Source organism: Actinophytocola oryzae (assembly GCF_004364325.1).
Taxonomy (GTDB): Bacteria; Actinomycetota; Actinomycetes; order Mycobacteriales; family Pseudonocardiaceae; genus Actinophytocola; species Actinophytocola oryzae.
Genome location: NZ_SOCP01000006.1, coordinates 69690 through 93406 on the forward strand (window position 1 = coordinate 69690; position 23717 = coordinate 93406).

The window sequence follows — 23717 nt, forward strand, 5'->3', positions numbered from 1 at the left end:
GAGTTTGAGTTCTGGCACCGAGGAATGGTAACCGTCGGCTTTGTGCCGTCCGCGTGCCGCCTCCGCCATGACGGGAAGCATTCGGCGGCGTGTTCGGTGCGGCCACTCACACGGGTGAATTCCAGCGTTTTCGCTACGTGGACGAACGACGCAACATGCGGGTGATGCCCGCGGCGACGGTGGTCGCCAGGATCCAGCCCGCCGCCACCAGCCCGGCCGTGATCCACTGGGACGCTCCCTCGAAGTGCCACCTGTTCTTGTGGCCGAAGTCGACGATGGGCACCAGTTGGTCGAGGGTGTAGAGCAGCGGGTTCCACACGAGGTGGTCGTCGGCGTTGGCCTCGACCGGTCTCGGCTGCAGCGAGAACCAGACCGAGCCGCCGACGAGCAGCGCGACGAGCCACAGCAGGGCACGCATCGGCCGGTAGCCGTAGCCGACCATCGAACGCTGCAGCCAGCTCCACAGCCGCACGGGGAAACCCAGGATCCGGTACCCGTCGGCGAGGGCCGAGTACCGCCACCGCTGCTTGTCGATGAGCACCGTGGCGGCGTGCTCCTCGTTGCCGCTGTTGCGCAGCATGGCGGCGAGCTGGTCGTACGGGCCCGGCCGGTAGATGTCGCCCATGGCGTTGCGCAGCAGCTTGAGCCGGTGGGCGACCTGCTCGTCGTCGTCCAGCTCGATGGGCTCGGCGAGCGCGTCGTAGCGGAAGTCGTGGAGCGAGATGTGTCCGGTGGCGTCCCAGAACTTGTCGTTGTCGGCCAGGGTCGCGCAGCGGGCGTGTCGGAGGTTGACCTGCCCGCGCGGCGGGGACGCCACGTCGACCCGCAGCTCCTGGGTGATCAGCCCGTACGCGTTGATCGCGGTCTCACTGAGCCGCGACCCCAGCTCGGCGCCCTGGAAGTTGGTCTGGCGGCCGATCTCGGCGCGCCGGATCCGGATCTCGCCCTGCGCGGAGAACGCCTGCCGCTCACCCCGCGCGCACACGAGGTCCCGGCCGATCTGGGCGACCCGCAGGTCCACCGACGGCTTCCGCGACTGGTCGCGCCGGTACCGGCCGGGGTTGACCAGGCGGCTGAACCGCAGGTCGAAGTTGGCGCCGATGCTCGCCTCGGGCAGCAGGATCGAGCCGAACACGACCACGCCGCGGGCGTCGAGGTTGCCGCCGGTGGTGAACCGCCTGCCCTCGACCACGTCCCCGTTGCGGTTGCTGAGGACCGAGCCGTCGAGCACGACGCTGCCGTGGGCACTGACGTCGACGAGCCGCACCTGCCCGGCGATCCGGGTGTCACGGGCGTCGATGCCGCCGCCGACCTCGGTGCCGTCCAGGTGCAGCGCGCGGTGTTCGTACGGGCCGGGCAGTGTGGCGCCGGTCCGCTCCTCGAACGGCTCCGTCCCGTCCGACAGGTCGATGGTCGCGCCGGACAGGCGAAGCGACCCGCCGATGTGGGCGTTGACGATCCGCAGCGTCCCCGTGCTGACCAGGTCCTTGTCCAGGTCGACGTTGCCGGACACCTGCATCCGGTCGGCGATCAACGTCGCGCGGGGGTCGAAGAACCGCTGGTTACCGCCGTCGTTGTAGTCCTCCGCCGCGGGCCGCAGCAGCGCGCCACGCAGTGAGAAGTCGCTGTCGATCTTCGCGCTCGGCAGGTAGAGCCGCCCGGTGGACTGGAACCGGCGCTCGCTGGTGGGGATGCACTGGAGGTTGCCGCCCACGTGCAGGCCGTTCCCGTCCAGGGCGTACCCCTCGGGGCTGTCCAGCAGCGCGCCGGCCAGGTTGATGTTGCCGCCGGTACGCAGGCCGGGGATGCGCATCTGACCGCGCACCTCGAGGTTGGCGGCGAGCAGGGCGCCCGCGAGCTGCAACCGGTCGGCGTGCAGCGCGTAGCCGCCGACATTGGTCAACCGGGCACGGGTGAGGTCCAGCGACCCGCTGACCTCGGCGTCGGTGAGGTCGACCTTGCCCTCCACCCTGGTGCCGCCGACGAGCCGCAGGTCGTTGTCGCTGTAGAGGTTCCGACCCTCGATGCCGGGCAGCCAGCACGTGTCGAACTCACAGCCGGCGATCTTGGCCTGCCGCAGGTCCGGCGGCTCCTCGAACCGGCAGCGCACGAACTCCAGGAGGTGCAGGAACTCGACGGCACGCAGGTCGAGCACCCCGACGATGTACCTGTCCGAGAACCGGAGCACCGGGGGCGTGGTCGGCCGCCGCCGACCCCATCCGCCGGGCAGCCCCAGCCCCGCGGACCCCGGTTCGAAGGCGAAGACCTGACGTACGACCTCGTCCGCACGCACCCGCGCCCAGTCGGGTGGCTGCGGATCGAAGGGATCCAGCCTGCGCCCAAGCGGTTCTTCCGTCATCAGGAGCCCCCCGCACAAGACAAAGGAAACGCCGGACAGTGCGACGCCTGCCGCTCGTCCCCGGTTCCCATGGCACAACAACACCATGATCAGCGTCGCACCCCGGTGAGGGGACCGTTCCCACCAGCGCCGGGTTCGTGGTCAGAGGCTGCCGAAGTAGCGGACCGCCGCCTTGTAGCCCCCGCCCTTGCTCAGGGCCACCATCAGCGCCATGCGGGCCTTCTGGGCGCTCAGGCCTGCCGCGCTGATGGCGCCCATGCGTTCGACCAGGCCGATCTCGGTGGTGTGCGCGCGTGAGGCGACGACCACCGGGATGTCCATGCTCGTCAGCTCCGTGATCGTGCCGAACAGCTCGACCGGCACGTTGCCCCCGCCGGTGCCTTCCAGCACCACACCGAGGGCGCCGAGGTCGGTCACCGTGGTGAGCAGGGAGGGAGGCATGTCCGGGTAGGTCTTCAGCAGCGCGATGTCCGTCTCGGGCTCGCCGTCCGGATGGGGCGGGCGGGGCGGGGGCGCCGACGTGAGCCGGACCTTGCCGTCCACCATGCGGCCCAGCAGGGGGTGCGGGGTCGACGAGAAGCCGCCGTTGCGCAGGGCCGCCCAGCGGGACGCGTGCAGCTCGTCGCCCAGGCACACCACCGCGCCGGCGCCGCGCAGAGCAGGGTCGGCCGCCGCGGTGAGGGACGCGGTGAGGTTCGCCGGACCGTCCGGAGCGGCGTCGCCAAGCGAGCGCAGGGCGCCGGTGAACACGATGCCGCCGCGTGCGGGGCCTGCCAGGAGGTCGGCCAGGAACGCCGTCTCCTCCAGCGTGTCGACGCCGTGGGTGACCACGACGCCGGTGAACTCGTCCTCGGCCAGTGCCTTGCGGACGCGGCGGGCGAGCGCGAGCTGGGTGGACACCGACGTGTCCCAGGACGGCTCGGCCAGCACGTCCTCCACCACCACCCGCTCCGGTGGCGGGTCGGCCAGCTCGAGCAGCTCGCGCCCGGTGGCGACGCTCGCCGCTCTCTGGGCGATGAGGTCGCCCGTCGCGATCAGCAGCAGGGTCACCACACGACTATCCACCCGTTCACCCGGCGCGTGCCACCGAACCGCGATCGCTACGAGAGAACCTTGCCGAGGAACGCCTTCGTCCGTTCGTGCTGCGGGTTCGGGATGACCTCGCGCGGGTCGCCCTGCTCGACGACCACACCGCCGTCCATGAACACCAGGGTGTCGCCGACCTCACGGGCGAAGCCCATCTCGTGGGTGACGACCACCATCGTCATGCCGTCCTCGGCGAGCCTGCGCATGACCGTCAGCACCTCGCCGACGAGCTCGGGGTCGAGGGCGGAGGTGGGCTCGTCGAACAGCATCAGCTTCGGGTCCATCGCGAGGGCCCTGGCGATCGCCACCCGCTGCTGCTGGCCACCGGACAGCTCACGGGGATAGGCCGTGGCCTTGTCCGCGAGGCCGACGCTGTCGAGCAACGTCAGCGCACGCTCGCGGGCCGCCGACCTGGCCACGCCCCTGACCTGGATCGGCGCCTCCATCACGTTCTCGCACACGGTCATGTGCGGGAACAGGTTGAAGCGCTGGAAGACCATCCCGATCTCGCGGCGCTTCGCGGCGACCTCGTTCTCGCGCAGCTCGTAGAGCTTGTCGCCCTTCTGGCGATACCCGACCAGCTCGCCGTCGACCCAGAGCTTGCCCGCGGTGAGCTTCTCGAGGTGGTTGATGCACCTCAGGAACGTCGACTTGCCGGAGCCGGACGGGCCGATCACGCACATGACCTCGCCCGGCATGACCTGGAGGTCGATGCCCTTGAGGACCTCGAGGCGTCCGAAGTACTTGTGGACGCCCTCGGACCTGACCATCGGCGTGATGCCACTCGGTTCAGTCATGCCAGCCCCGATTTCGGCCGGCCCAGCCCGAAGAACCCGGCCTTGCGGGCGGGGACGGACCCTCGGGAGAACCGGCGCTCGATGAAGTACTGGGCGATCGACAGCAGGGAGGTCAGGACCAGGTACCAGATGCTCGCCACGACGAGGAGCGGCACCTGCTGGAGGTTGCCGCCGTAGATGAGCTGCACCTGGGTGAACAGGTCGCCGACCGCGATCACACTCGCGAGCGAGGTGGTCTTGAGCATCGAGATGGTCTCGTTGCCGGTCGGCGGGATGATCACCCGCATGGCCTGTGGCAGCACGATCCGGCGCAGGATCTTGAGCCTGGTCATGCCGAGTGCCTCGGCCGCCTCGGTCTGTCCCTCGTCCACCGACAGGATCCCGGCGCGCACGATCTCCGACATGTACGCGGCCTCGTTCAGCCCGAACCCGAGCACCGCGCCCGCGAAGATCGGGATGAGCAGGTTCGAGTCGAAGTACACGAACTCCGGGCCGAACGGGATGCCCAGCGAGAGCGTCGGGTACAGGATCGCGATGAAGGACCAGAAGATGACCTGGACCAGCACGGGAGTGCCCCGGAAGAACCAGGCGTAGAGCCAGGCGATCGTGGAGACGATCGGGTTGGGCGACAACCGCATGATCGCGATCACGATGCCCAGCACCACGCCGATGACCATCGCGAGCAGCGTCAGCTCGATGGTCACCCACAGCCCCGACAACACCCGAGAGGAGAACAGGAACTGCCAGACGACGTCCCAGCGCCAGGCCGGGTTGGTCACCAGGCTGTTGACCAGCATCGCGGCGAGGACGAGCAGCACCGCGGCCATCACCCAACGGCCGGGGTGCCGCACCGGAACCGCCACGATCTGCTCGGGCGGTTTCCGGTCCTCCTGCTCGACGGTTTCGGGGGTGGACATGCTCAGTAGATGGCCCCGTTGACCTTCGCCTCGGTGATGGCGCCGTCGGCGACACCCCAGTTGTCGAGGATCTTCTTGTAGGTGCCGTCGTCGATCAGCTTCTGGACGGCGGCCTGCACCGCGTCCTTGAAGGTGCCGCCGGTCTTCGGGACCGCGATGCCGTACGGCGCGGTGTCGGTGTCGTCACCGGCCTTCTCGAAGGCGTTGCCGGTCTTCTTCACCGCGTAGTCGACTACCGGGCTGTCCGCCATGTACGCGTCGATCCGGTTCGCCTGCAGTGCCGCGTTGACGTCGGTCTGCTTCGGGAAGCCCTGCGCGACCGGTGCGTCCTTGCCGGCTTCCTTGCACGCCTTGACGACCGAGCCCTCGACGTCCTCCTGGTTGAGCTGGTCGAGCTGGGTGGTGCCGTTCTCGGCGCCCACCTTCTTGCCGCAGAGGTCCTCGATCGAGTTGATGTTCTTCGGGTTGCACTTGCGGACCATCGTCGAGGTGCCTGCCTCGAGGTAGGTCACGAAGTCGACCGTCTGCTCGCGCTCCTTGGTGTCGGTGAACGACGACATCCCGAGCTCGTAGCGGTTGGCCTGGATGCCGGCCAGGATGCCGTCGAACGAGGCGTTGACGAACTCGACCTCGGTGCCGAGCACCTTGCCGATCGCCTTGCCGAGGTCGACGTCCATGCCGACGATCTCGTCGGAGCCCTCGAGCGTGTACTCGTTGGGGGCGTAGGAGGCGTCCGTCGCGATGACGATCTTGCCGTCGGCCTTGATGGCGTCCGGCACCTGCGCGCCGAGCGCGCTGTCCGCCGCCGCGTCGACCGCCAGCGGCTTCGGGTCGGGGAGGTCGGACGGATCACCCGGCGTGCACTGGCTCCCGCCACCGGCGCTGTCGTCGCCGGACGGCTTCTCGGTCGTGGCTCCACAGCCTGCCGCGAGCAACGTCGCGGCGGCGCACAGCACAGTGAGCACGGACAAGCGGGTACGGGACACGTCGTCACTCCTCGAGCCTCAGTCGTGGTCTGAGTCCAGCGAATCCTGCCATTTGGGATGCGCTGAGCACAGGCTCCGCATGTTACGGACGTGTCACCATGCGCGGGGCCATCCAGTGATCAATGCCGCCACCAGGGCCGTCCACCCGGTCTGGTGTGTCGCGCCGAGGCCCTCACCTGTGTCTCCGTCGAAGAACTCACTGAACGTGACATGTTCGGACCACAGCGGAGAGTCACTGGACTCGATGCGCTTGCCGTTCGCGGGCCGCCTGCCGTCCCCGTTCGGCAGGAACAGGCCCGCGAGCCGCTCGGCCAGCTCGCCCGCGGCCTGGCCGAGGGGCATGACCCGGCCAGAGCCGGTCGGCAGCTCCACGGTGAACCGGCCGTGGTGGAAGGCGTCGATCTTGTGGAGCGCCTGCACGAGCAGCGCGTTGGTCGGGAACCAGACCGGGCCGCGCCAGTTGGAGTTGCCGCCGAACATCGGCGTGTGTGACTCGCCGGGTTCGTAGCGTAGCCAGTGCTGCTGCCCGGCGACCTCCACGACCAGGCCGTCGCGGTGTGCTGCCGACAGCGAGCGGATCCCGTGCGGCGAGAGGAACTCCGCCTCGTCGAGCATGCGGGCGAGCACGCGCCGCAGCTTGTCCTCGTCGAGCAGCGACAGCAGTGCGCCCCGGTCGCCTGCACCCCAGGTGATGAACTGGCCGAACTCGGGCTGGTGGTGCAGCAGGTAGTTGAGCCGCGCCGCGAAGTGCGGCAGCTCGACGAACACCCACGGCTCCAGCTCCGCGGACGCGAGCACCGGGATCAGGCCCACCATCGACCGCACGCGTACCGGCACGGACTCGACCGAGCCGTCGCCGTGCGTGCGTGAGACGAGGTCGTAGCAGAACCCGTCCTGCTCGTCCCAGATCCCGCGTGACGCGGACCCGAACCGCGCCGACACCTGCGCGATGGACAGGAAGTGCTCGACGAACTTCGTCGCGACGTCCTCGTAGGCCTCGTCGTGGCGTGCCAGCTCGAGTGCGATGCGCATGAGGTGCAGTGCGTAGGTCGCCATCCACGAGGTGGCGTCGGACTGCTCGAACCGCCAGTCCTCCGGCAGCCGCTCGGACCGGTTGACCGGGCCGATGTTGTCCATGCCGAGGAAGCCGCCCTCGAACAGGTAGTTGCCCTCGGGGTCCTTGCGGTTGACCCACCACGAGAAGTTGAGCAGCAGCTTGTGGAACACCCGCGCGAGGAACACCCGGTCGCCGGAGCCACGCCGGTGCCGCTCGGCGAAGTACACCTGCAGCGCGGCCCACGCGTGCACCGGCGGGTTGACGTCGCCGAACTCCCATTCGTACGCGGGCAGCTGTCCGTCCGGGTGCATCATCCACTCACGACACATGAGCAGCAGCTGGTCCTTGGCGAACGCGGGATCGACCATCGCGAACGGGATCATGTGGAAGGCGAGGTCCCACGCCGCGAACCAGGGGTACTCCCACTCGTCCGGCATGGACAGCACGTCGGCGACGTCGAGGTGTCGCCAGTGGACGTTGCGACCACCCGGCCTCGTCCGCTCGTTCGGCGCGGGCGGGTTGGCCGGGTCGCCCTCGAGCCAGTGCCGCAGGCGGAAGCGGTAGATCTGCTTGGTCCACATGAGACCGGCGAGCGCCCTGCGCACGACCGAGCGCTCCTGCTGGTCCTTGTTGGGGATCACGCTGGCGTAGAAGTCGTCGGCTTCCTTGCGGCGCTGGGCGACGGTGTTGCGGAAGGTGCGCCCGAACGCGCGTCCGTGCCCGTTCCCGGCGATGAGCCGCAGCTTGACCGTCACCTCCTCGCCGGGTGCGACGGACGGGAAGTGGTACCAGGCCGCGGCCTTCGTGCCGGGCTGCGAGGCGGCGCCCTTCCCGACGACCTGGCACGAGTCGTCGATCCCGCGCACGACGTGGTCGTCGATCCCGGCCTTGTTGTAGCGGCTGGGGTTTCTGCCGCGGCCGAACAGGGCCATCTCGTCGGTCTCGTTGTCGGTGACGAGCATCGTCGGGTTCCCACTGGCCTGAAGGGTGTAGCGCCCGATCCTGGAGTGCTCGGCGACGACGCGTGTCCAGCCCTGTGTCGTGGAGGCGATGAGCGCGGGGCGGCGGGCGTCCCTGCCCCACGACCAGGTGTTGCGGAACCACAGCTGTGGCAACAGATGCAGGGGTCTGGCCTCCGGGCCGCGGTTGGTGGCGGTGATCTCGACGCAGATGTCGTTCGCGGCCGCCTTGGCGTAGGTGACCTCGACGTCGAAGAAGCGGTCGTCCGCGAGCACCCCGGTGTCGGCGAGCTCCGGCTCCCGCTCGTCGCGGCGGCTCTCGGCGGCCTGTGCGCGCAGCTCCCGGTAGGGGAAGGCGGCCTGCGGGTAGCGGTAGAGGACCTTCATCCAGGAGTGCGTCGGCGTGCCGTCGAGCACCCACCAGTGTTCCTTGACGTCCTCGCCGTGGTTGCCCTCGCCGTTGGTGAGCCCGAAGTACCGCTCCTTCAGGATCTCGTCCTGCCCGTTCCACATCGCGACGGCGAAGTTCAGGAAGCCGTGCCGGTCGCAGATGCCGGCGATCCCGTCCTCACCCCAGCGGTAGGCGCGCGACCGCGCGTGCTCGAACGTGAAGTAGTCCCAGGCGTCTCCGTACGGAGAGTAGTCTTCGCGGACGGTGCCCCACTGCCGGGCGGCGAGGTAGGGACCCCAGAACCGCCACGGTGAGTTCATGGCGTCGGATTCGGCCAACCGATCGTGTTCAGCTGTGCGGCTGGAGCCCATGCCCCAATCATGCCGGTTGCCGGAAGCGGGCACCTCGGGTGCGGGTATGTCGTATTCTCGACTACCGAGCGCGTTCGTAAGATCACTGCCGGCAGGGGGAGCACCGGATGGGCGGCGAGCTGAACCAGGGGTCCGGCCCCCGGAGCCTGAGCGAGATCGCGGACAGCGGAGCGGGTGCGGGCGGCAGCTTCGTCTACGACGAGGCGACCCTGCGGGCGCTGGTCCAGAAGTGGGTCGAGCTGGCGGACCACTACAACGGCTCCCTGCGGCGGACCGGACTCGGCGCGGTGGCACCTCCCGGCAACGACTTCGCCAGCGAGGCGATGGCCGGCTCGGCGAACACGTCGGGCACGGCCTACCTCCGGTATCTGACCGAGAACTACTGGCTCTGTATCAAGCAGGCCCAGCTCCTGCAGGACACGTTGGACGACTACCTGGGCCAGGAACACCACAGCGTGATCGCGTTCACCAGGTCGGTGGACGAGCGACCAGACGAACCGGCCGCACAGCCGGGAATCTGAGCGCGCCGACCGCGCCCCAGGTCAGTGGCGACGACGAATACGAGGACTGATGAGAGCCGGGCGTGCCGTGGAGATCTCCGTGTCTCCACTGTTCAGTCTTCTGCAGAAGGAGAACCTCGGGGAGCCGCACACGATCTTCGCCGGTGGCGAGCGCTACTTCTCGCCCCGGTTCTCCCGGGTCGCGGCCGAGGTGTTCCGGCGGGAGCTGGCCGAGGCCGGGCTCGGGAACGAGGCGGACTACCTCGACTTCGTCGACATGGTGGGTGTCGTCCAGCGGGCCACCACCGAGTTCTACGGCTGGGTCACCGGGGTCGACGAGCACTACGGGATCCTCGTCGCCTCCCACGGACGGCATGCCGTCAGCCTCAGGCGGTCCGGTGACAGCGTCTCCTTCGAGCGGTGTGACGCCGAGCGGACCCTCGACACCCTCGTGGCGAACCTCCCCGACGTTCCCGCCGGTCAGGGGGACGCCATCTCGGTCAGCCACGCCGATTTCCATGCCGGGTCGCGGGCTCCGGGGAGTGTCATGCGGCGGTCGTCAGCCGCGCGGCCGGAGGCGGCTCGGCGCCTGGACGCCCTCCTCGACGTTCGGCGCCGTTTCGTCACCAAGATCTACGCCGCCAAGAAGGACGACCAGGGGGTGCGGACGCGGTCCAGCCGCTGGGTCACCGTCCTCGACCTCGTCGACGGGCGGTGGGTGCTGTCCGTCGGCCAGTCGCGGCAGGAGAGGTGGATCCGCGTCGCACCCGGCACCCCGCGACTGATCAGCGACAGGCTGTCGGAGCTAGCGCGCACGGTACGTTGACGCCACGAACACCATCGCGAGCGCCGCGTACAGCCACATCGCCGCGGGCAGCCCGGCCTTGCCGGCCAGCAGCCCCGTGATCAGCGGGGCCGTCACTCCCAGCTGGGCCACCGCCTCCGCCACCGCCGACGTCGTGCCGACCTGGCCGGGGCGAAGAGTCATGTACCTCGCCTGCAGGATGATCCACGCCAGGTTCACCGCGGCGCCCACCAGCGCCATCGCGACCGCAGCCGTCACCGCACCCGGGAACACCACCAGCAGGAACACGCCTGCCGCCAGCACCAGCGCGCACGTGCGCAGGCTCACCCGCCTGCCCCCGGTCCGGCTCGCCCACGCCGCCGCGGCCACACCGCCCGCCATACCCGCCCCGGTCGCCACCGTCACCACCACCGGGGACAGGTCGTGGCCCGTGGTCAGGAACGCCATCGCGAAGCCGATGAACGTGTCGTCGAACGCCACGATCACGGCGACCAGCAGGCCCGCCACGAGCACGCGCCGGTCCTTCGCCACCTCCAGCAACGCGTTCAGCGCGCTCTTCTCCTCGTCCGGCGGTGACGGGTGCGGGAGTGGGCGGGTCGCCAGCAACACGCCGTACGCGACCATCGCCACCCCCGCCGCCCAGAAGGCCGCCCGCCAGCCGAGGCCGGACCACAGCGCGGCGGCCAGCAGCAGCGGGCCGGCCAGGTCGCCGACCGCACCCAGCAGGTTCGCCCTGGCCAGCGCCGGTTCCGCGTTGTCGCCCGCGACCTCCACCAGCGAGACCTCGGCCGCCTGGACCAGCAGGTCGCCGAGCGTGCCCATGACGCACACCGCCACGAGCAGCGTCCAGAAGTCGCCTGCCATGGCGAAGAGGCACAGGCCCACGCCGTAGCCGGTGCCGCCCAGTGCGGCGAGCAGCCTGCGGTTCGCGCGGTCGACCAACACGCCGAACGGTGTGGTGAGCAGGCCGACAGCCGGGTACAGGAACAGCAGGAAACCGGCCTGGGCGTACGTCAGGTGGACGTCCGTACGGATGGACTCCACCGACGCGTACGGCAGGTACGCCACCGTCTCGTCGAAGAAGCGGACGAGCAGCAGCGACGCCACCAGGGTCGCCGGGACGTGTGGTGCTAGGTCAGATCAATGTCGGAACCATGCGCGCATGGTCGCGATAGTAGCCCGAAGTGGCACCGGTCACGACCGGTTTCCGAGCCCCGTCCCCGCCGGGGTTCAGGCCTGGTGGGCCTCCGCGTGGGCGTTCAGGATCAGGGCCACCGACTCCGTCACCCGCTTCGCCTGCGGGATGTGCAGCCACTCGTCCGGGACGTGGGGGTTGCTGTCCGAGGACAGTGCGCCCGTCACCACGAACTGGGCGTTCGGGTACGCCTCGCCGAGGGAGCCCATGAACGGGATCGAGCCGCCGAGCCCCAGCGGCACGCACTGGTTGCCGCCGAAGACCTCGGTGCTCACGACGTCCAGCGCCTTCTGCAGCCAGTCGGCCGTCGACGGGGCGTTCCAACCCGGGCCGGTCTCCTCGCGGGACAGGGTCACCTTCGCCCCGTAGGGCACGTCCGTGGTCAGTGCCCGCTTCACCGCGGCCAGCGCCGCGTGCGCGTCCACCAGCGGCGGCAGCCGGAAGCTCAGCGTCAGCGTGGTGAACGGGCGCAGGACGTTGCCCGCGTCCTCCGGGAGCGGCAGTCCGGCGGCGCCGATGACCGACAGCGTGGGCCGCCACGCGTTGTTGACCATCAGCTCGTAGTCGCTGTCCGCCGCCGCCGACATGCCCTCCACCAGCGGGAACGCGTTCGCCGCAGCGCCGGGGGCCACGTCGGCCAGCGCCTTCATCTCGCCTGCCCGGTCGGCGGGGAGGTCGCCGTGCAGTTCGGGAAGCAGGATCTCGCCGCTGCGGGAGTCCTCGATCCGGTCCAGCAGCTGTCGGAAGATCCGGAACGAGCTGGGCACCACGCCGCTCGCTGTGCCGGAGTGCTGGCCGGACTCGAGGACCGTGACCGTCGCCGTCACCGAGCAGAGGCCACGCAGGGACGTCGTCAGCCACAGGCGCTCGTAGTCCTGGCCACCTGCGTCAAGGCACACCACCAGCGAGATGTCACCCAGCCTCGCCCGGTACGCCTCCAGGTACGCGTCCAGGTCCGGGCTGCCCGACTCCTCCGAGGTCTCCAGCAGTACCAGGCACCGCGCGTGCCTGCCCCCGGTCGCGCGTACCGCCTCGATCGCCGACGTCGCCGCGTAGCCGGAGTAGCCGTCGTCGGCCGCGCCGCGCCCGTACAGCCGGTGGCCGCGGATCACCGGGATCCACGGGTCGAGGCCCTCCGACCAGCCGCCCACGGGAGGCTGTTTGTCCAGGTGGCCGTACAGCAGCACCGTGCCACCGTCCGACGGCATGTCCTCCGACGCCGGGACGTCCATCAGGACGACCGGGGTCAGCCCGGGCAGGCGCAGGATCTCGACCGTCGCGCCGGGGATCTCGCGGGCGGACAGCCACGCGCGCAGGTGCTCGGCCGCCCTGTCGAGATGGCCGGTGACCGGCCAGTTCGGGTCGAACAGCTTCGACACGGCCGGGATCCTCACCAGGTCGGACAGGCTCGGCAGGATGTCCGAGTCCCAGGTCCCGTTCACGGTTGTACGCAGCGCAGCGGTGTCCACCCCCGCGATATTGCCTTACCAGGCGGGTCGCAGCACGCAAGGCCGGTCTCCAGCCCGCGGCGGGGGGTCCTCGACCGAACGCGACTAGCATGAAGAGTGACGCAGATCACTCTACTGATGGTCTGTGTGGCCGAACGGCCCCGTGGCCGGTCTCGGGGGCGCCGCACCGGCCCGACGCGAGTCCGGCGGCCGGCGGCTCTGAGCTGCCGTGTTCACAGCGCGCCAGGAGGTGGTCACACTCGTCCCCGTGAACACCCTAATGTCGGTTGTCCAACGGTTTCCGCAGCTCAGCGGGGTACCAAACGGCGAATGCCGACGTTCGGACCTCACCGGGGCGGGCTCCCACATGCCAGGATGGACCTCGAAACCGTCAGCGCCAGCGGCGGAAAAGAACCACCCCACCCGGGCTGGTGACCGTCGCGGGCGCGGCCGCGCGCGGCCGCCACAAGCGAACGCCCGGCGTCGACATCAATAGGAGAGCGCATGTCGTCCCCAGAACAGTGGACGCACCCGGAACCCGGGGTCGCGCCGGCCGCCACCGCGGCCTCGCCGACCGCAGAGCAGGTGATCGCGGGCTTGCGAGCGACAAGTGAGGGTGGCCCGGAGCTGGTACAGCTCCTGACCCCCGAGGGTGAGCGGGTCAACGACGCGGAGTGGGATCCGTACGTGGCCGACGTCACCGACGAGGACCTGCGGAACCTCTACCGCGACATGGTCCTCACCCGCCGCGTCGACCGTGAGGCCAACGCACTGCAGCGCCAGGGCCAGCTCGGCATCTGGGTGCCGCTGCTCGGCCAGGAGGCCGCCCAGGTCGGCTCGGGCAGAGCGATGAAACCGCAGGACATGGCGTTCCCGAGCTACCGGGAGCATGGCGTCGCGTGGACCCGCGGCGTGCACCCGACCGAGCTGCTGGGGATCTTCCGCGGCACGGACCACGGCTCGTGGGATCCCATCGAGAAGCGCTTCCACCTGTACACGATCGTCATCGGCAACCAGGTGCTGAACGCGGCAGGCTACGCCATGGGCCAGCGCTTCGAGGGCAAGGTCGGCGACGACGACGGCGAGGCCACGATCGTCTACTTCGGCGACGGCGCCACCTCGCAGGGCGACGTGCACGAGGGCTTCGTGTGGGCGTCGGTGTACGACGCGCCGCTCGTGTTCTTCTGCCAGAACAACCAGTGGGCCATCTCCGAACCCACCGAGCGCCAGTCCCGGCTGCCGCTCTACCAACGCGCCCGCGGCTACGGCTTCCCCGGCATCCGCGTGGACGGCAACGACGTGCTCGCGACCCTCGCGGTCTCCCGCTGGGCACTCGACCAGTGCCGCCACGGCAACGGCCCGGTCCTGATCGAGGCGTTCACCTACCGCATGGACGCACACACCACCACGGACGACCCGACCCGCTACCGGCTCTCCGACGAGCTGGAGGCGTGGAAGCTCAAGGACCCGATCGAGCGGGTGCGCGTGCACCTGGTCCGCCACGAGCACGCCGACCACGCCTTCTTCGACGAGGTCCAGGCCGAGTCCGACGCCCTCGCGGCGGAGCTTCGGGAGTTCTGCGTCAACATGCCGACGCCGGGCCCCGATCGCATGTTCTCCCAGGTCTATGCGGAGGCGAGCCCCGTGCTGGACAAGCAGCGCGACAACTTCCTCGAGTACGCGTCCGGATTCGAGGGTGAGCACTGATGGCGGCACCAGTCATGGACAAGTCCGAGCAGAAGGCCAGTACGCAGACCATCACGCTTGGCAAGGCCCTCAACATGGGTCTTCGTGCGGCGATGGAGGCGGACCCCAAGGTCATCATCATGGGTGAGGACGTCGGCAAGCTCGGCGGCGTCTTCCGCATCACCGACGGGCTGCAGAAGGACTTCGGCGAGCAGCGCGTGCTGGACACGCCGCTGGCCGAGTCCGGCATCATCGGCACGGCCGTCGGCCTCGCGATCCGCGGTTTCCGGCCGGTCTGCGAGATCCAGTTCGACGGGTTCGTCTTCCCCGCGTTCGACCAGATCGTGTCGCAGGTGGCGAAGCTGCGGTACCGCAGCCAGGGCAAGATCAACCTGCCGCTCGTGATCCGCATCCCGTTCGGCGGCGGCATCGGTGCGGTCGAGCACCACTCGGAGTCGCCGGAGTCCTACTTCGCGCACACCGCGGGCCTCAAGGTCGTCTCGTGCTCGAACCCGGTCGACGCCTACTGGATGATCCAGCAGGCCATCCAGTGCGACGACCCGGTGGTGTTCTTCGAGCCGAAGCGGCGCTACTACGAGAAGGCGGAGCTGGACTTCGACGCGTCGCCCGCGCCGCTGTTCTCCTCGCGGGTGCTGCGCAGGGGCACGCACGCGACGGTCGTGGCCTACGGGCCGACGGTCAAGACCTGCCTGGAGTCCGCCGCTGCCGCGGCCGAGGAGGGCAAGGAGCTCGAGGTCATCGACCTGCGTGGGCTGTCCCCGATGGATCTCGGGCCGGTCTTCGAGTCGGTGCGGCGCACCGGGCACCTGGTCGTCGCCGCCGAGTCGCCGTCCGAGGCGTCGCTGTCCTCGGAGATCGCGGCGCGTGTCCAGGAGGAGTGCTTCTACTCGCTGGAGGCACCTGTCCTGCGGGTGACCGGGTTCGACACGCCCTACCCGCCGTCGAAGCTCGAGGAGGAGTTCCTCCCCGACCTCGACCGGGTGCTCCACGCCGTCGACCGCTCGCTTGGCTGGTGAGGCATGCCTGATCTCAAGGTGTTCCCGCTGCCCGACACGGCGGAAGGCCTGGTCGACGCCGAGATCCTCGCGTGGCACATCAAGCCGGGCGACGAGGTCGCGGTCAACCAGATCATCGTCGAGATCGAGACGGCGAAGGCGGCGGTCGAGCTGCCGTGCCCGTGGGCGGGCGTGGTGACCGAGCTGCACGCGCAGCCAGGTGAGACCGTCAACGTCGGCCAGCCGATCGTCACGATCGACATCGACCCTGGTGGCGCCGCGGCTCCTGTCGCGGCGGCCCCCGCCGAGACCAACGGGCAGGCCATGCTCGTCGGCTACGGCCCGAAGGCCACGACCACCAAGCGCCGGGCCCGCAAGGACGCAGCGGCGGCGGCCACGGTCGCGCCCGTGACCGCGCCGCCCGTCGAGCCGGAGCCGGTCACCGTGCCGGACACGCCGGCGGCCTTGCTCGAGCCCGCCGGACTGGTGCCGCTGGCGAAACCGCCGGTCCGCAAGCTGGCCAAGGACCTCGGCGTGGACCTGCGGTCGCTGGCCAGGCCCGGCGAGGTGGTCACGCGCGAGGACGTGCAACGGGCTGCGGAGGCCACGACGGCTCCTGTCGTGACCACGGGTGGGCGCGAGCGGCGGGTCCCGGTCAAGGGCGTGCGGAAGATGACCGCGCAGGCCATGGTCGAGAGCGCGTTCACCGCTCCGCACGTGACCGAGTTCCTGACCGTCGACGTCACGCCGATGATGGAGCTGCGGGCCAGGCTCAAGAGCCATCCCGCGTTCCGCGACGTCAAGATCACGCCGCTGACGTTCGCCGCGAAGGCCGTGTGCCTCGCGGTGCGGCGGACCCCGGACGTGAACGCGACGTGGGCGGGCGAGGAGATCGTCTACAAGGACTACGTGCACCTCGGCATCGCGGCCGCCACGCCGCGCGGCCTCGTGGTGCCGAAGGTCCGCGACGCCGACGGGATGTCGCTCCGCGAGCTGGCCCTGGCACTGGAACAGCTCACGGTCACCGCGCGGGACGGGAAGACCAGCCCGGCGGACATGCTGAACGGCACCATCACGATCACGAACGTCGGCGTCTTCGGCGTCGACACCGGCACGCCGATCATCAACCCCGGCGAGTCCGCGATCCTGGCGCTCGGCGCGATCAAGGACATGCCGTGGGTCGTCGACGGCGAGATCAGGGTGCGGAAGGTGTGCCAGCTGTCGCTGAGCTTCGACCACCGGGTCGTCGACGGGCAGCAGGGCTCGCAGTTCCTCGCGGACGTCGGTGCCGTCCTGGCCGACCCCGCCATGGCGATCACGTTCTGACCGCGTGCGTAGGTGGGTGGCGCCGCCACCCACCTACGGTCGCGGCAGGTCGAAGTAGTTGATGAGGCCTGCCGCGAACGCGATGTCGCCCCTGACCTTCACCCTGCCGCGCATGAAGAGCATGGCCACGTTGACGCCGCCGGTCACCACGCGCAGGAAGTCGGCGGGCGCGAGCGTCAGTGTCACTCGCGGGTCGGCGGTCGGCTCGGTGCCGGAGCGGCACGTGCCGTTCTCGATCACGGTCTCGAAGCGGTCGTAGTCCTCGACGGCGCCGGTGAAGCGCCAGTGCACGACCGCATCGACCTTCGCGGCGCGCTTCGGGTCGAGGTGCTCGGTCATGCGGCGGAAGATCTCACCGAGTACCACGTGCCGCAGGTGTGGGTGTGCCATCAGGCTGTCGAGCTGCGCGGTCGAGGCGCGGGAGACGAACCAGACGAACGTCTCGGTGCGCATGGCGGCCAGGTTGACACCGGTGCCTGCGCGGCCGAGCATGTCCATCACGTCGATGAGCTGCACGAACTGCGGCTCGTCGAGCAGCTCCGGGTCCACGGCTCTGGCGAACGCGTCGATGTCGACCGTACTGTTGACCACCGGGCCACTCGCCGTCGAGACTCCCGGTTTGCGCCTGATTCGCATACGACCCCTTACCTACTGACGGGTAACGCTACGTTCGAGTCGGTACGCTGGCAAGGATTGCCCGGACGTTGGAGGATCGGTGACCGTTGAAGACCGGCGGCGGGTCAAGCGGCTCCCGCGCGATGTTCGTGAGCGCCAGATCCTCGACGCCGCGGTGACGGTCTTCTCCGAACGCGGCTACCACGACGCGTCGATGGACGAGATCTCCGACGTGGCAGGCGTGTCCAAGCCGATGATCTACGCCTACCTCGGGTCCAAGGAGGACCTGTTCGCCGCGTGCATCCACCGCGAGGCAACACGTCTGCTGGAGGCCGTGGCCGCCGGGGTACGCACGGAGCTGCGCCCGGACATGCAGCTGTGGCACGGACTCGCGGCGTTCTTCGAGTACGTCGGCACGCACCGCGAGAGCTGGCAGGTCATCCACCGCCAGTCGATCTCGCAGGGCGGTCCGTACTCGGAGGAGCTGCTGACCATGCGCAGGCAGGCGATCAGCCTGGTGGACGCGCTGCTGGTGCGGGTGGCCACGTCCGAGGGCCTCGACGACAACGCCACGGAGTCGCTCGCCGCGGCACTGGTCGGTGCGGCGGAGTCCCTCGCGGACTGGTGGCTGGACAACCCGGACGTCCCGAGCCGTGTGGTGGCCTCGCGCCTGATGAACCTGGTGTGGATGGGTTTCGGCGGCCTGGTCGAGGGCGCGTCCTGGCACCCCAGCTAGGAGATCTCGCCGGTCAGGTGCGGCTTGCCGGACTTCGCGTCGAAGAGGTCGAAGCGTCGGCCGCCGTCCGTGTCCGCCGCGGCGAACCCAACCCTGGCCGGTAGCAGCACGGGCAGCTTGAACGCCACGTCGACGGTGTAGGCGTCGGGCAGCCGTCCCTCGAAGGCCGCGAGGCAGCGGGCCTTGGTCCACATGCCGTGCGCGATGGCCCTGGGGAACCCGAACATCCTGGCGGTCAGCCTGTAGAGGTGGATGGGGTTGCGGTCACCGGACACCTCGCCGTAGCGCCGCCCGGTGTCGTCGGGGACGCGCCAGACCGCCGTTGGCTCAGGTGGCCCGGCGTGCCCGGACTTCTCCCCGCCGCCGGACCCGCCGCCCCGCCGCAGGTAGGTGGACACGTCGGTCCACACGACCTCGCCGTCGACGTACGCCTCGCTGACCACGTCGAACTGACGGCCCCTCGGGTGGTCCCGCAGGTTCTCCAGGCGCACGCGCAGGTCGAGCTTCTCGTCGATGCGCAACGGCCGGACCGTCGTGATCCGGTTGGCCACGTGCACCGATCCCACCAACGGGAACGGGAAGTCCGAACCGGACATCAGCTTGATCTGCAACGGAAACGTGAGCACGTGCGGGTAGGTGGCCGGCAGCTCGTCGGTGAGCCGGAACCCGCAGACCCTGTCGTACGCGGCGAGATGCGTGGGATCGGTGGTGACGCCGGAGAGGGTGTAGACGGTGTCGGGCAGCTCACCGCCCTTGCGGCGAAACCCCGTGAGCACGGCCTTCGGGTAGAGCACCCGCAGGCTGGGCGGTGCGGACAGCTCGACCATCACGCCCCCAGCAGACTCTGGCCGCACACCCGCACGACGTTCCCGTTGACCGCACCGGACGCCGGACTGGCATACCAGGCAATGGTTTCCGCGACGTCGACCGGCAGCCCGCCCTGTGCGAGGCTGCTCATCCGCCGCCCGGCCTCCCGGACGAACAGTGGCACGGCGGCGGTCATCTTCGTCTCGATGAACCCCGGCGCGACCGCGTTGATCGTGGCGCCACGCGCGGCGAGCACGGGTGCGTAGGCGTCGACCATCCCGATCACACCGGCCTTGCTGGTGGCGTAGTTGGTCTGCCCGTTGTTCCCGGCGATGCCCGCGATGGAGGAGACGCCGACGATCCTTCCGTTGGCCCGCAGGACATCCGCGTCGAGCAGCGCGTCGTTGACGGCGAGCTGGCTCGACAGGTTGACCGCGATGACCGAGTCCCAGGCGCCGTCGGACATGTTGGCGAGCCGCTTGTCCCTGGTGATTCCGGCGTTGTGGACGACGATGTCGACGCCACCGTGTCGCTCGGTGAAATAACGCACCAGCTCGGCCGGCGCGTCCTGCGCGGTGATGTCGAGCTGGAGCGAGGATCCCCTGACCCTGTTGGCGACCTCGGAGAGTTCGGCGCCCTGCGCGGGGATGTCGAGTGCGACGACGTGCGCCCCGTCCCTGGCGAGTACCTCGGCGATCGAGGCACCGATGCCGCGGGAGGCGCCGGTGACGAGCGCGACCTTGCCCCGCAGTGGCTTGTCCCAGTCCTCCGGCTCGACGCTCTGGCCACCGAGCGTGCCGATGCGGATGACCTGGGCGTCGACGAAGGCCGACTTGGCGGACAACAGGAACCGCAACGTGGACTCGGCAGCGGCCTCGAACCCCGGCGCGACGTAGACGAGCTGGGCGGTCGCACCCCGGGTCAGCTCCTTGCCGACCGACCGGGTGAAACCTTCGAGTGCACGCTGGGCGATGGCGGCGCGGCTGTCGCCCTCCGGCGGCGTGCCGAGCACGACGACCCGTCCACAGGTGCCGATCCTGCGCATGACCGGGTGGAAGAAGTCGTACAGCTCCCGCAGTTTCGCGGGCTCGTCGATCCCGGTGGCGTCGAACACCAGCGCCCCGTAACGCTCTCCGTCGGCGACCTCGGCACCGAGGGCCTTCAGCACCGAGGCGACGGTGTCCCCGAGCCGGCCGTTCCCGCCGACGAGGGCAGGACCGTCGATCGCGGTCTGGTCGGGTGAGAACCGCCGCAGGGGCACGGGATTGGGCAGACCGAGCCTGCGCACGATCTGCCTGCCGACGCCGGACCGGGCAAACTGCTGGTAACGGTCGGTCATGCTCTCCGCTCCCATGTGTGTTCAGAGCCGCACTCGACCCGTAGCCTACTCGTGAGTAGGTTAGGATTGCCACTCGGGAGGAAGGTGATCGAGACATGGCTCGCAGGGTGGCGATCGTCGGCGGCAACCGCATCCCGTTCGCCAGGTCGAACAAGACCTACGCGACGGCGTCGAACCAGGACATGTTCACCGCGGCACTGGACGGCCTGGTGAGCCGTTTCGGCCTGCAGGACGAGCGGCTTGGCGAGGTGGCCGCCGGCGCGGTCCTGAAACACAGCAGGGACTTCAACCTGACGAGGGAAAGCGTGCTCGGCAGCAGGCTGTCCCCGGAGACTCCCGCGTACGACCTCCAGCAGGCGTGCGGCACGGGTCTGCAGGCCGTGATCCAGGTGGCGAACAAGATCGCGCTGGGGCAGATCGAGGCGGGTGTGGCGGGTGGCGTGGACACCACGAGCGACGCGCCGCTCGGCGTGAACGAGGACCTGCGTCAGATCTTCCTGGAGCTGAACAGGGCGAAGTCCCTCGGCGCACGCCTTCGGGCACTGGCCAGGATCCGCCCGACGCAGATAGTCCCGGACATCCCGAGGAACGCGGAGCCGCGCACGGGTTTGTCCATGGGCGAGCACGCCGCGATCACCGCCAGGGAGTGGGGCGTCACCCGCGAGGCGCAGGACGAGCTGGCCGCGGCCTCCCACCAGAAACTGGCCGCTGCCTACGAACGCGGCTTCTTCGGCGACCTGCTGACCCCGTACCTGGGCCTGACCCGGGACGCGAACCTGCGCGCGGACTCGACGGCGGACAAGCTGTCGAAGTTGAAGCCGGTGTTCGGCGGCAAGGACGGCACGATGACCGCGGGCAACTCCACCCCGCTGACGGACGGCGCCTCGACCGTGCTGCTGGCGTCGGAAGAGTGGGCCAGGGAACGAAGTCTGCCGGTGCTGGCGTACTTGACGCACACGGAGACGGCGGCGGTCGACTACGTCCACGGGCGGGAGGGCCTGCTCATGGCCCCGGCCTACGCGGTCCCGAGGATGTTGGCGCGGGCCGGCCTGTCCCTGCAGGACTTCGACTTCTACGAGATCCACGAGGCCTTCGCCTCTCAGGTGCTGGCAACCCTCGCGGCGTGGGAGGACTCGGACTTCGCCAAGTCCCGCCTCGGCCTGGACGAACCGTTGGGCGCCATAGACCGGAGCAAGCTCAACGTGAACGGGTCGTCGCTGGCGGCGGGCCACCCGTTCGCCGCAACGGGAGCAAGGATCGTGGCCACACTGGCCAAGCTGCTCCACGAGAAGGGCGAGGGCAGGGGCCTGATCTCAATCTGCGCCGCAGGCGGTCAGGGTGTGACCGCCGTCCTCGAAGCAGCCTGACCAGGCACAAACCCCAAACCCCAAACCCCCAAGCCACACCCCTGACGACAAACCCCCTGACGACAAACCCCTGACGACAAACCCCTGACGACAATCCCCCACGTCGAAACCGCAACAGACGGCAACGTGGGGGGCATGGGGGGCTCGGCCCCCCAACATGATGACGAAGGGGTGGCTGCGAAGGCGCGAAGCGCCGAGCAGCCATGTGGAAACCCCGTAGTGCTGCCAGGTCGGGGGTCCGCCAGCACTACGGGGTCAACCGGAACATCGGTGGGGGGTCCACCGGTGTTACACGGCGTAGAAAAAAGTTTTTGGGTTAGCGGATCGAGGCCTGACGCTGCGACATGATCAGCAGCTCCTCACGCATGGCCGGAGTCGCGGCGCTCGCGATCGCACGGTTCACCGCCCGGCGGTTGCGGGACTCGACGCGGCGGGCGCGGAGCTTGGCGGCGATGTTCATCAGTGTTCAACACTCCCTCTTGGCACTTCGCTGGATCTCCAGCTACTGACTATTATGCTCCTTCCAACGCGAGATGACACCCGTTTATTCGGTGAAGCGGGACACATGCCAGTGAATCATCGGCGAACAAGGCGCCACGCCGGACGTACTTGGAACTGCGGAACGGTCGATGCACGAGTATCCGGCTCTCTAGCAAGATCGCTAGAGAGCCGGATACAAGGTGAGCGAGGGGTGGCTAGTCGTCCATCGTCAGCAGGTAGCGGCCGAAGTGCGGGACCGTGAAGGCGATCCGACCGCGCTCCGCCGAGTAGATGAGGCCCTTCTTGATGAGGCTGTCCCGGGCCGGGGACAGGGACGACGGCTTGCGTCCCAGGTGCGACGCGATGTCCGCCGTGGCGGCACCTTCGTCGGACTTGCCCTTGGTCAGCTCGGCCATCGCACGCAGGTACTCACGCTCGGCCGGGGTGGCGCGTTCGTAGCGGGAGCCGAAGAAACCCACCGCCAGCTCGGCCTCCGCCTCCGGTGCGGCCACGCCGACGTCCTCCGCGGTGATCGGGTCGGACGGGGCCGCGTCCCAGGCCGCCTTGCCGTACGCCTGGATGAAGTACGGGTAGCCGCCCGCCGCGTCGAACAAGGCGTCCAGGGCCTCGTCGGTGATGTTCGCGTCCTCGCGGGAAACCGGGGCGACGACGGCCTGGTCGGCGTCCGCCCGGTCGAGACGGTCGATGCGCACGTACCGGAAAAGCCGTTCGGAGTAGGACTTCGAGGCCGACAACACCGCGGGCAGATGCGGCAGACCCGCCCCAACCACCACGAACGGCGCGCCCGACTGGGACAGCTCGTGGCATGCCGCGCACAGGGCGGAGATGTCGTCGGCCATGACGTCCTGCATCTCGTCGATCAGCAGTGCCACGCCGGTGCCGACGTCGCCCGCCAACTCCGCGACGTCGGTGAACAGCTCCACCAGGTCGATCTCGATGTCGCCAGAGTCGGCGCGCCCCTGCGTCGGTGGCACGTCGATACCCGGCTGCCAGCGGTCGCGTAACTTCGAGTCGCTCGGGCTCGCCCGCAGGGCGAAGGCCTTCAACACCCCGAGGACCTGCTCCACGCGGTCCGGCGCACGATGCCGCACGGCCAGGTCCCGCACCGCGCGGTGCAGTGCGGCGGAAAGCGGTCTGCGCAGCCCCGCGTCGGGGCGGGCCTCGATCTTGCCCGCACCCCAGCCGCGGCGAACGGCCATCGAGCGCAGCTCACCGAGCAGCACCGTCTTGCCGACACCACGCAGGCCCGTCAGCACGAGACTGCGTTCCGGACGGCCTCGGGCCACCCGTTCCAGCACGACGTCGAACGCCGCGATCTCCTTCTCCCGCCCGGCAAGCTCGGGCGGACGCTGTCCAGCGCCAGGGGCGAACGGGTTGCGAACCGGGTCCACGATCGCAAGGTATCCGGCTTTCTAGCAAGAACCCGATATTGACCCAGATTCGCCTACGGCGT

At 69.5% G+C, this 23717-nt stretch carries 20 protein-coding genes; 7 read left to right on the forward strand and 13 right to left on the reverse strand.

The window, feature by feature from the left end; genetic code table 11:
• Window positions 1-133: 133 nt before the first annotated feature.
• The 6 genes from CLV71_RS18135 to CLV71_RS18160 form a co-directional block, all read right to left on the reverse strand.
• Complete coding sequence (locus tag CLV71_RS18135; protein WP_133903985.1) at window positions 134-2359, reverse strand: hypothetical protein; 2226 nt, start codon at window positions 2357-2359, stop codon at window positions 134-136.
• Window positions 2360-2500: 141 nt separating this feature from the next.
• Window positions 2501-3409: an asparaginase domain-containing protein gene (locus CLV71_RS18140; protein WP_243866548.1), complete on the reverse strand. Its 909-nt coding sequence runs from the start codon at window positions 3407-3409 to the stop codon at window positions 2501-2503.
• 50 nt (window positions 3410-3459) lie between these two features.
• Window positions 3460-4224, reverse strand: coding sequence for an amino acid ABC transporter ATP-binding protein (locus CLV71_RS18145; protein ID WP_133904321.1), 765 nt, complete (start codon window positions 4222-4224; stop codon window positions 3460-3462).
• Window positions 4225-4238: 14 nt separating this feature from the next.
• Window positions 4239-5159: an amino acid ABC transporter permease gene (locus CLV71_RS18150; protein WP_133903986.1), complete on the reverse strand. Its 921-nt coding sequence runs from the start codon at window positions 5157-5159 to the stop codon at window positions 4239-4241.
• A 2-nt stretch (window positions 5160-5161) separates the two neighbouring features.
• Entirely contained in the window at window positions 5162-6145 is a 984-nt protein-coding gene (locus CLV71_RS18155; protein ID WP_133903987.1) for an ABC transporter substrate-binding protein, read from the reverse strand.
• 93 nt (window positions 6146-6238) lie between these two features.
• Window positions 6239-8872 carry an MGH1-like glycoside hydrolase domain-containing protein gene (locus CLV71_RS18160; protein WP_243866549.1) on the reverse strand — a complete coding sequence of 878 codons (2634 nt, stop codon included), beginning with the start codon at window positions 8870-8872 and terminating at the stop codon, window positions 6239-6241.
• Window positions 8873-9030: 158 nt separating this feature from the next.
• Here CLV71_RS18160 and CLV71_RS18165 point away from each other — a divergent pair, with 158 nt between their 5' ends.
• Both CLV71_RS18165 and CLV71_RS18170 read left to right on the forward strand, forming a co-directional pair.
• On the forward strand, window positions 9031-9444 hold the full coding sequence (locus CLV71_RS18165; protein ID WP_133903989.1) for a hypothetical protein: 414 nt from the start codon (window positions 9031-9033) through the stop codon (window positions 9442-9444).
• 79 nt (window positions 9445-9523) lie between these two features.
• A complete protein-coding gene (locus tag CLV71_RS18170) occupies window positions 9524-10249 on the forward strand; it encodes an ESX secretion-associated protein EspG (RefSeq protein ID WP_208297611.1) in 726 nt (241 codons plus the stop codon).
• Here CLV71_RS18170 and CLV71_RS18175 read toward each other — a convergent pair.
• Both CLV71_RS18175 and CLV71_RS18180 read right to left on the reverse strand, forming a co-directional pair.
• Window positions 10229-11335, reverse strand: coding sequence for an MFS transporter (locus CLV71_RS18175; protein ID WP_166664151.1), 1107 nt, complete (start codon window positions 11333-11335; stop codon window positions 10229-10231). The genes CLV71_RS18170 and CLV71_RS18175 overlap by 21 nt on opposite strands.
• Before the next feature lie 123 nt (window positions 11336-11458).
• Window positions 11459-12901, reverse strand: a complete 1443-nt coding sequence (locus CLV71_RS18180) for a M20/M25/M40 family metallo-hydrolase (protein WP_133903992.1) — start codon at window positions 12899-12901, stop codon at window positions 11459-11461.
• A gap of 474 nt (window positions 12902-13375) precedes the next feature.
• On the opposite strand from CLV71_RS18180, the gene pdhA reads away from it, so the two are divergent.
• From pdhA to CLV71_RS18195, 3 genes are read left to right on the forward strand one after another with little or no spacing between them, the layout of a single operon-like run.
• Window positions 13376-14578 carry a pyruvate dehydrogenase (acetyl-transferring) E1 component subunit alpha gene (gene pdhA / locus CLV71_RS18185; protein WP_133903993.1) on the forward strand — a complete coding sequence of 401 codons (1203 nt, stop codon included), beginning with the start codon at window positions 13376-13378 and terminating at the stop codon, window positions 14576-14578.
• Window positions 14578-15594, forward strand: coding sequence for an alpha-ketoacid dehydrogenase subunit beta (locus tag CLV71_RS18190; protein ID WP_133903994.1), 1017 nt, complete (start codon window positions 14578-14580; stop codon window positions 15592-15594). Before pdhA ends, CLV71_RS18190 begins: the two co-directional genes overlap by 1 nt.
• A 3-nt stretch (window positions 15595-15597) precedes the next feature.
• Window positions 15598-16899: a dihydrolipoamide acetyltransferase family protein gene (locus CLV71_RS18195; RefSeq protein WP_133903995.1), complete on the forward strand. Its 1302-nt coding sequence runs from the start codon at window positions 15598-15600 to the stop codon at window positions 16897-16899.
• A 33-nt stretch (window positions 16900-16932) separates the two neighbouring features.
• On the opposite strand, the gene CLV71_RS18200 is transcribed toward CLV71_RS18195, so the two are convergent.
• Window positions 16933-17490 carry an SCP2 sterol-binding domain-containing protein gene (locus tag CLV71_RS18200; RefSeq protein ID WP_243866550.1) on the reverse strand — a complete coding sequence of 186 codons (558 nt, stop codon included), beginning with the start codon at window positions 17488-17490 and terminating at the stop codon, window positions 16933-16935.
• A gap of 124 nt (window positions 17491-17614) precedes the next feature.
• Here CLV71_RS18200 and CLV71_RS18205 point away from each other — a divergent pair, with 124 nt between their 5' ends.
• Window positions 17615-18250, forward strand: a complete 636-nt coding sequence (locus CLV71_RS18205; RefSeq protein ID WP_133903997.1) for a TetR/AcrR family transcriptional regulator — start codon at window positions 17615-17617, stop codon at window positions 18248-18250.
• On the opposite strand, the gene CLV71_RS18210 is transcribed toward CLV71_RS18205, so the two are convergent.
• Both CLV71_RS18210 and CLV71_RS18215 read right to left on the reverse strand, forming a co-directional pair.
• Window positions 18247-19077: a MaoC family dehydratase gene (locus CLV71_RS18210; protein ID WP_133904322.1), complete on the reverse strand. Its 831-nt coding sequence runs from the start codon at window positions 19075-19077 to the stop codon at window positions 18247-18249. The genes CLV71_RS18205 and CLV71_RS18210 overlap by 4 nt on opposite strands.
• Window positions 19077-20396, reverse strand: a complete 1320-nt coding sequence (locus CLV71_RS18215) for a 3-oxoacyl-ACP reductase (protein ID WP_133903998.1) — start codon at window positions 20394-20396, stop codon at window positions 19077-19079. Before CLV71_RS18215 ends, CLV71_RS18210 begins: the two co-directional genes overlap by 1 nt.
• 95 nt (window positions 20397-20491) lie before the next feature.
• On the opposite strand from CLV71_RS18215, the gene CLV71_RS18220 reads away from it, so the two are divergent.
• Window positions 20492-21763 carry an acetyl-CoA C-acetyltransferase gene (locus tag CLV71_RS18220; RefSeq protein ID WP_133903999.1) on the forward strand — a complete coding sequence of 424 codons (1272 nt, stop codon included), beginning with the start codon at window positions 20492-20494 and terminating at the stop codon, window positions 21761-21763.
• Window positions 21764-22079: 316 nt separating this feature from the next.
• Here the strand turns inward: CLV71_RS18220 and CLV71_RS47720 are convergent, their stop codons facing one another.
• Complete coding sequence (locus CLV71_RS47720) at window positions 22080-22223, reverse strand: hypothetical protein (RefSeq protein ID WP_166664152.1); 144 nt, start codon at window positions 22221-22223, stop codon at window positions 22080-22082.
• Between the two features lie 235 nt (window positions 22224-22458).
• On the reverse strand, window positions 22459-23655 hold the full coding sequence (locus CLV71_RS18225) for an AAA family ATPase (protein WP_133904000.1): 1197 nt from the start codon (window positions 23653-23655) through the stop codon (window positions 22459-22461).
• Window positions 23656-23717 lie beyond the last annotated feature (62 nt).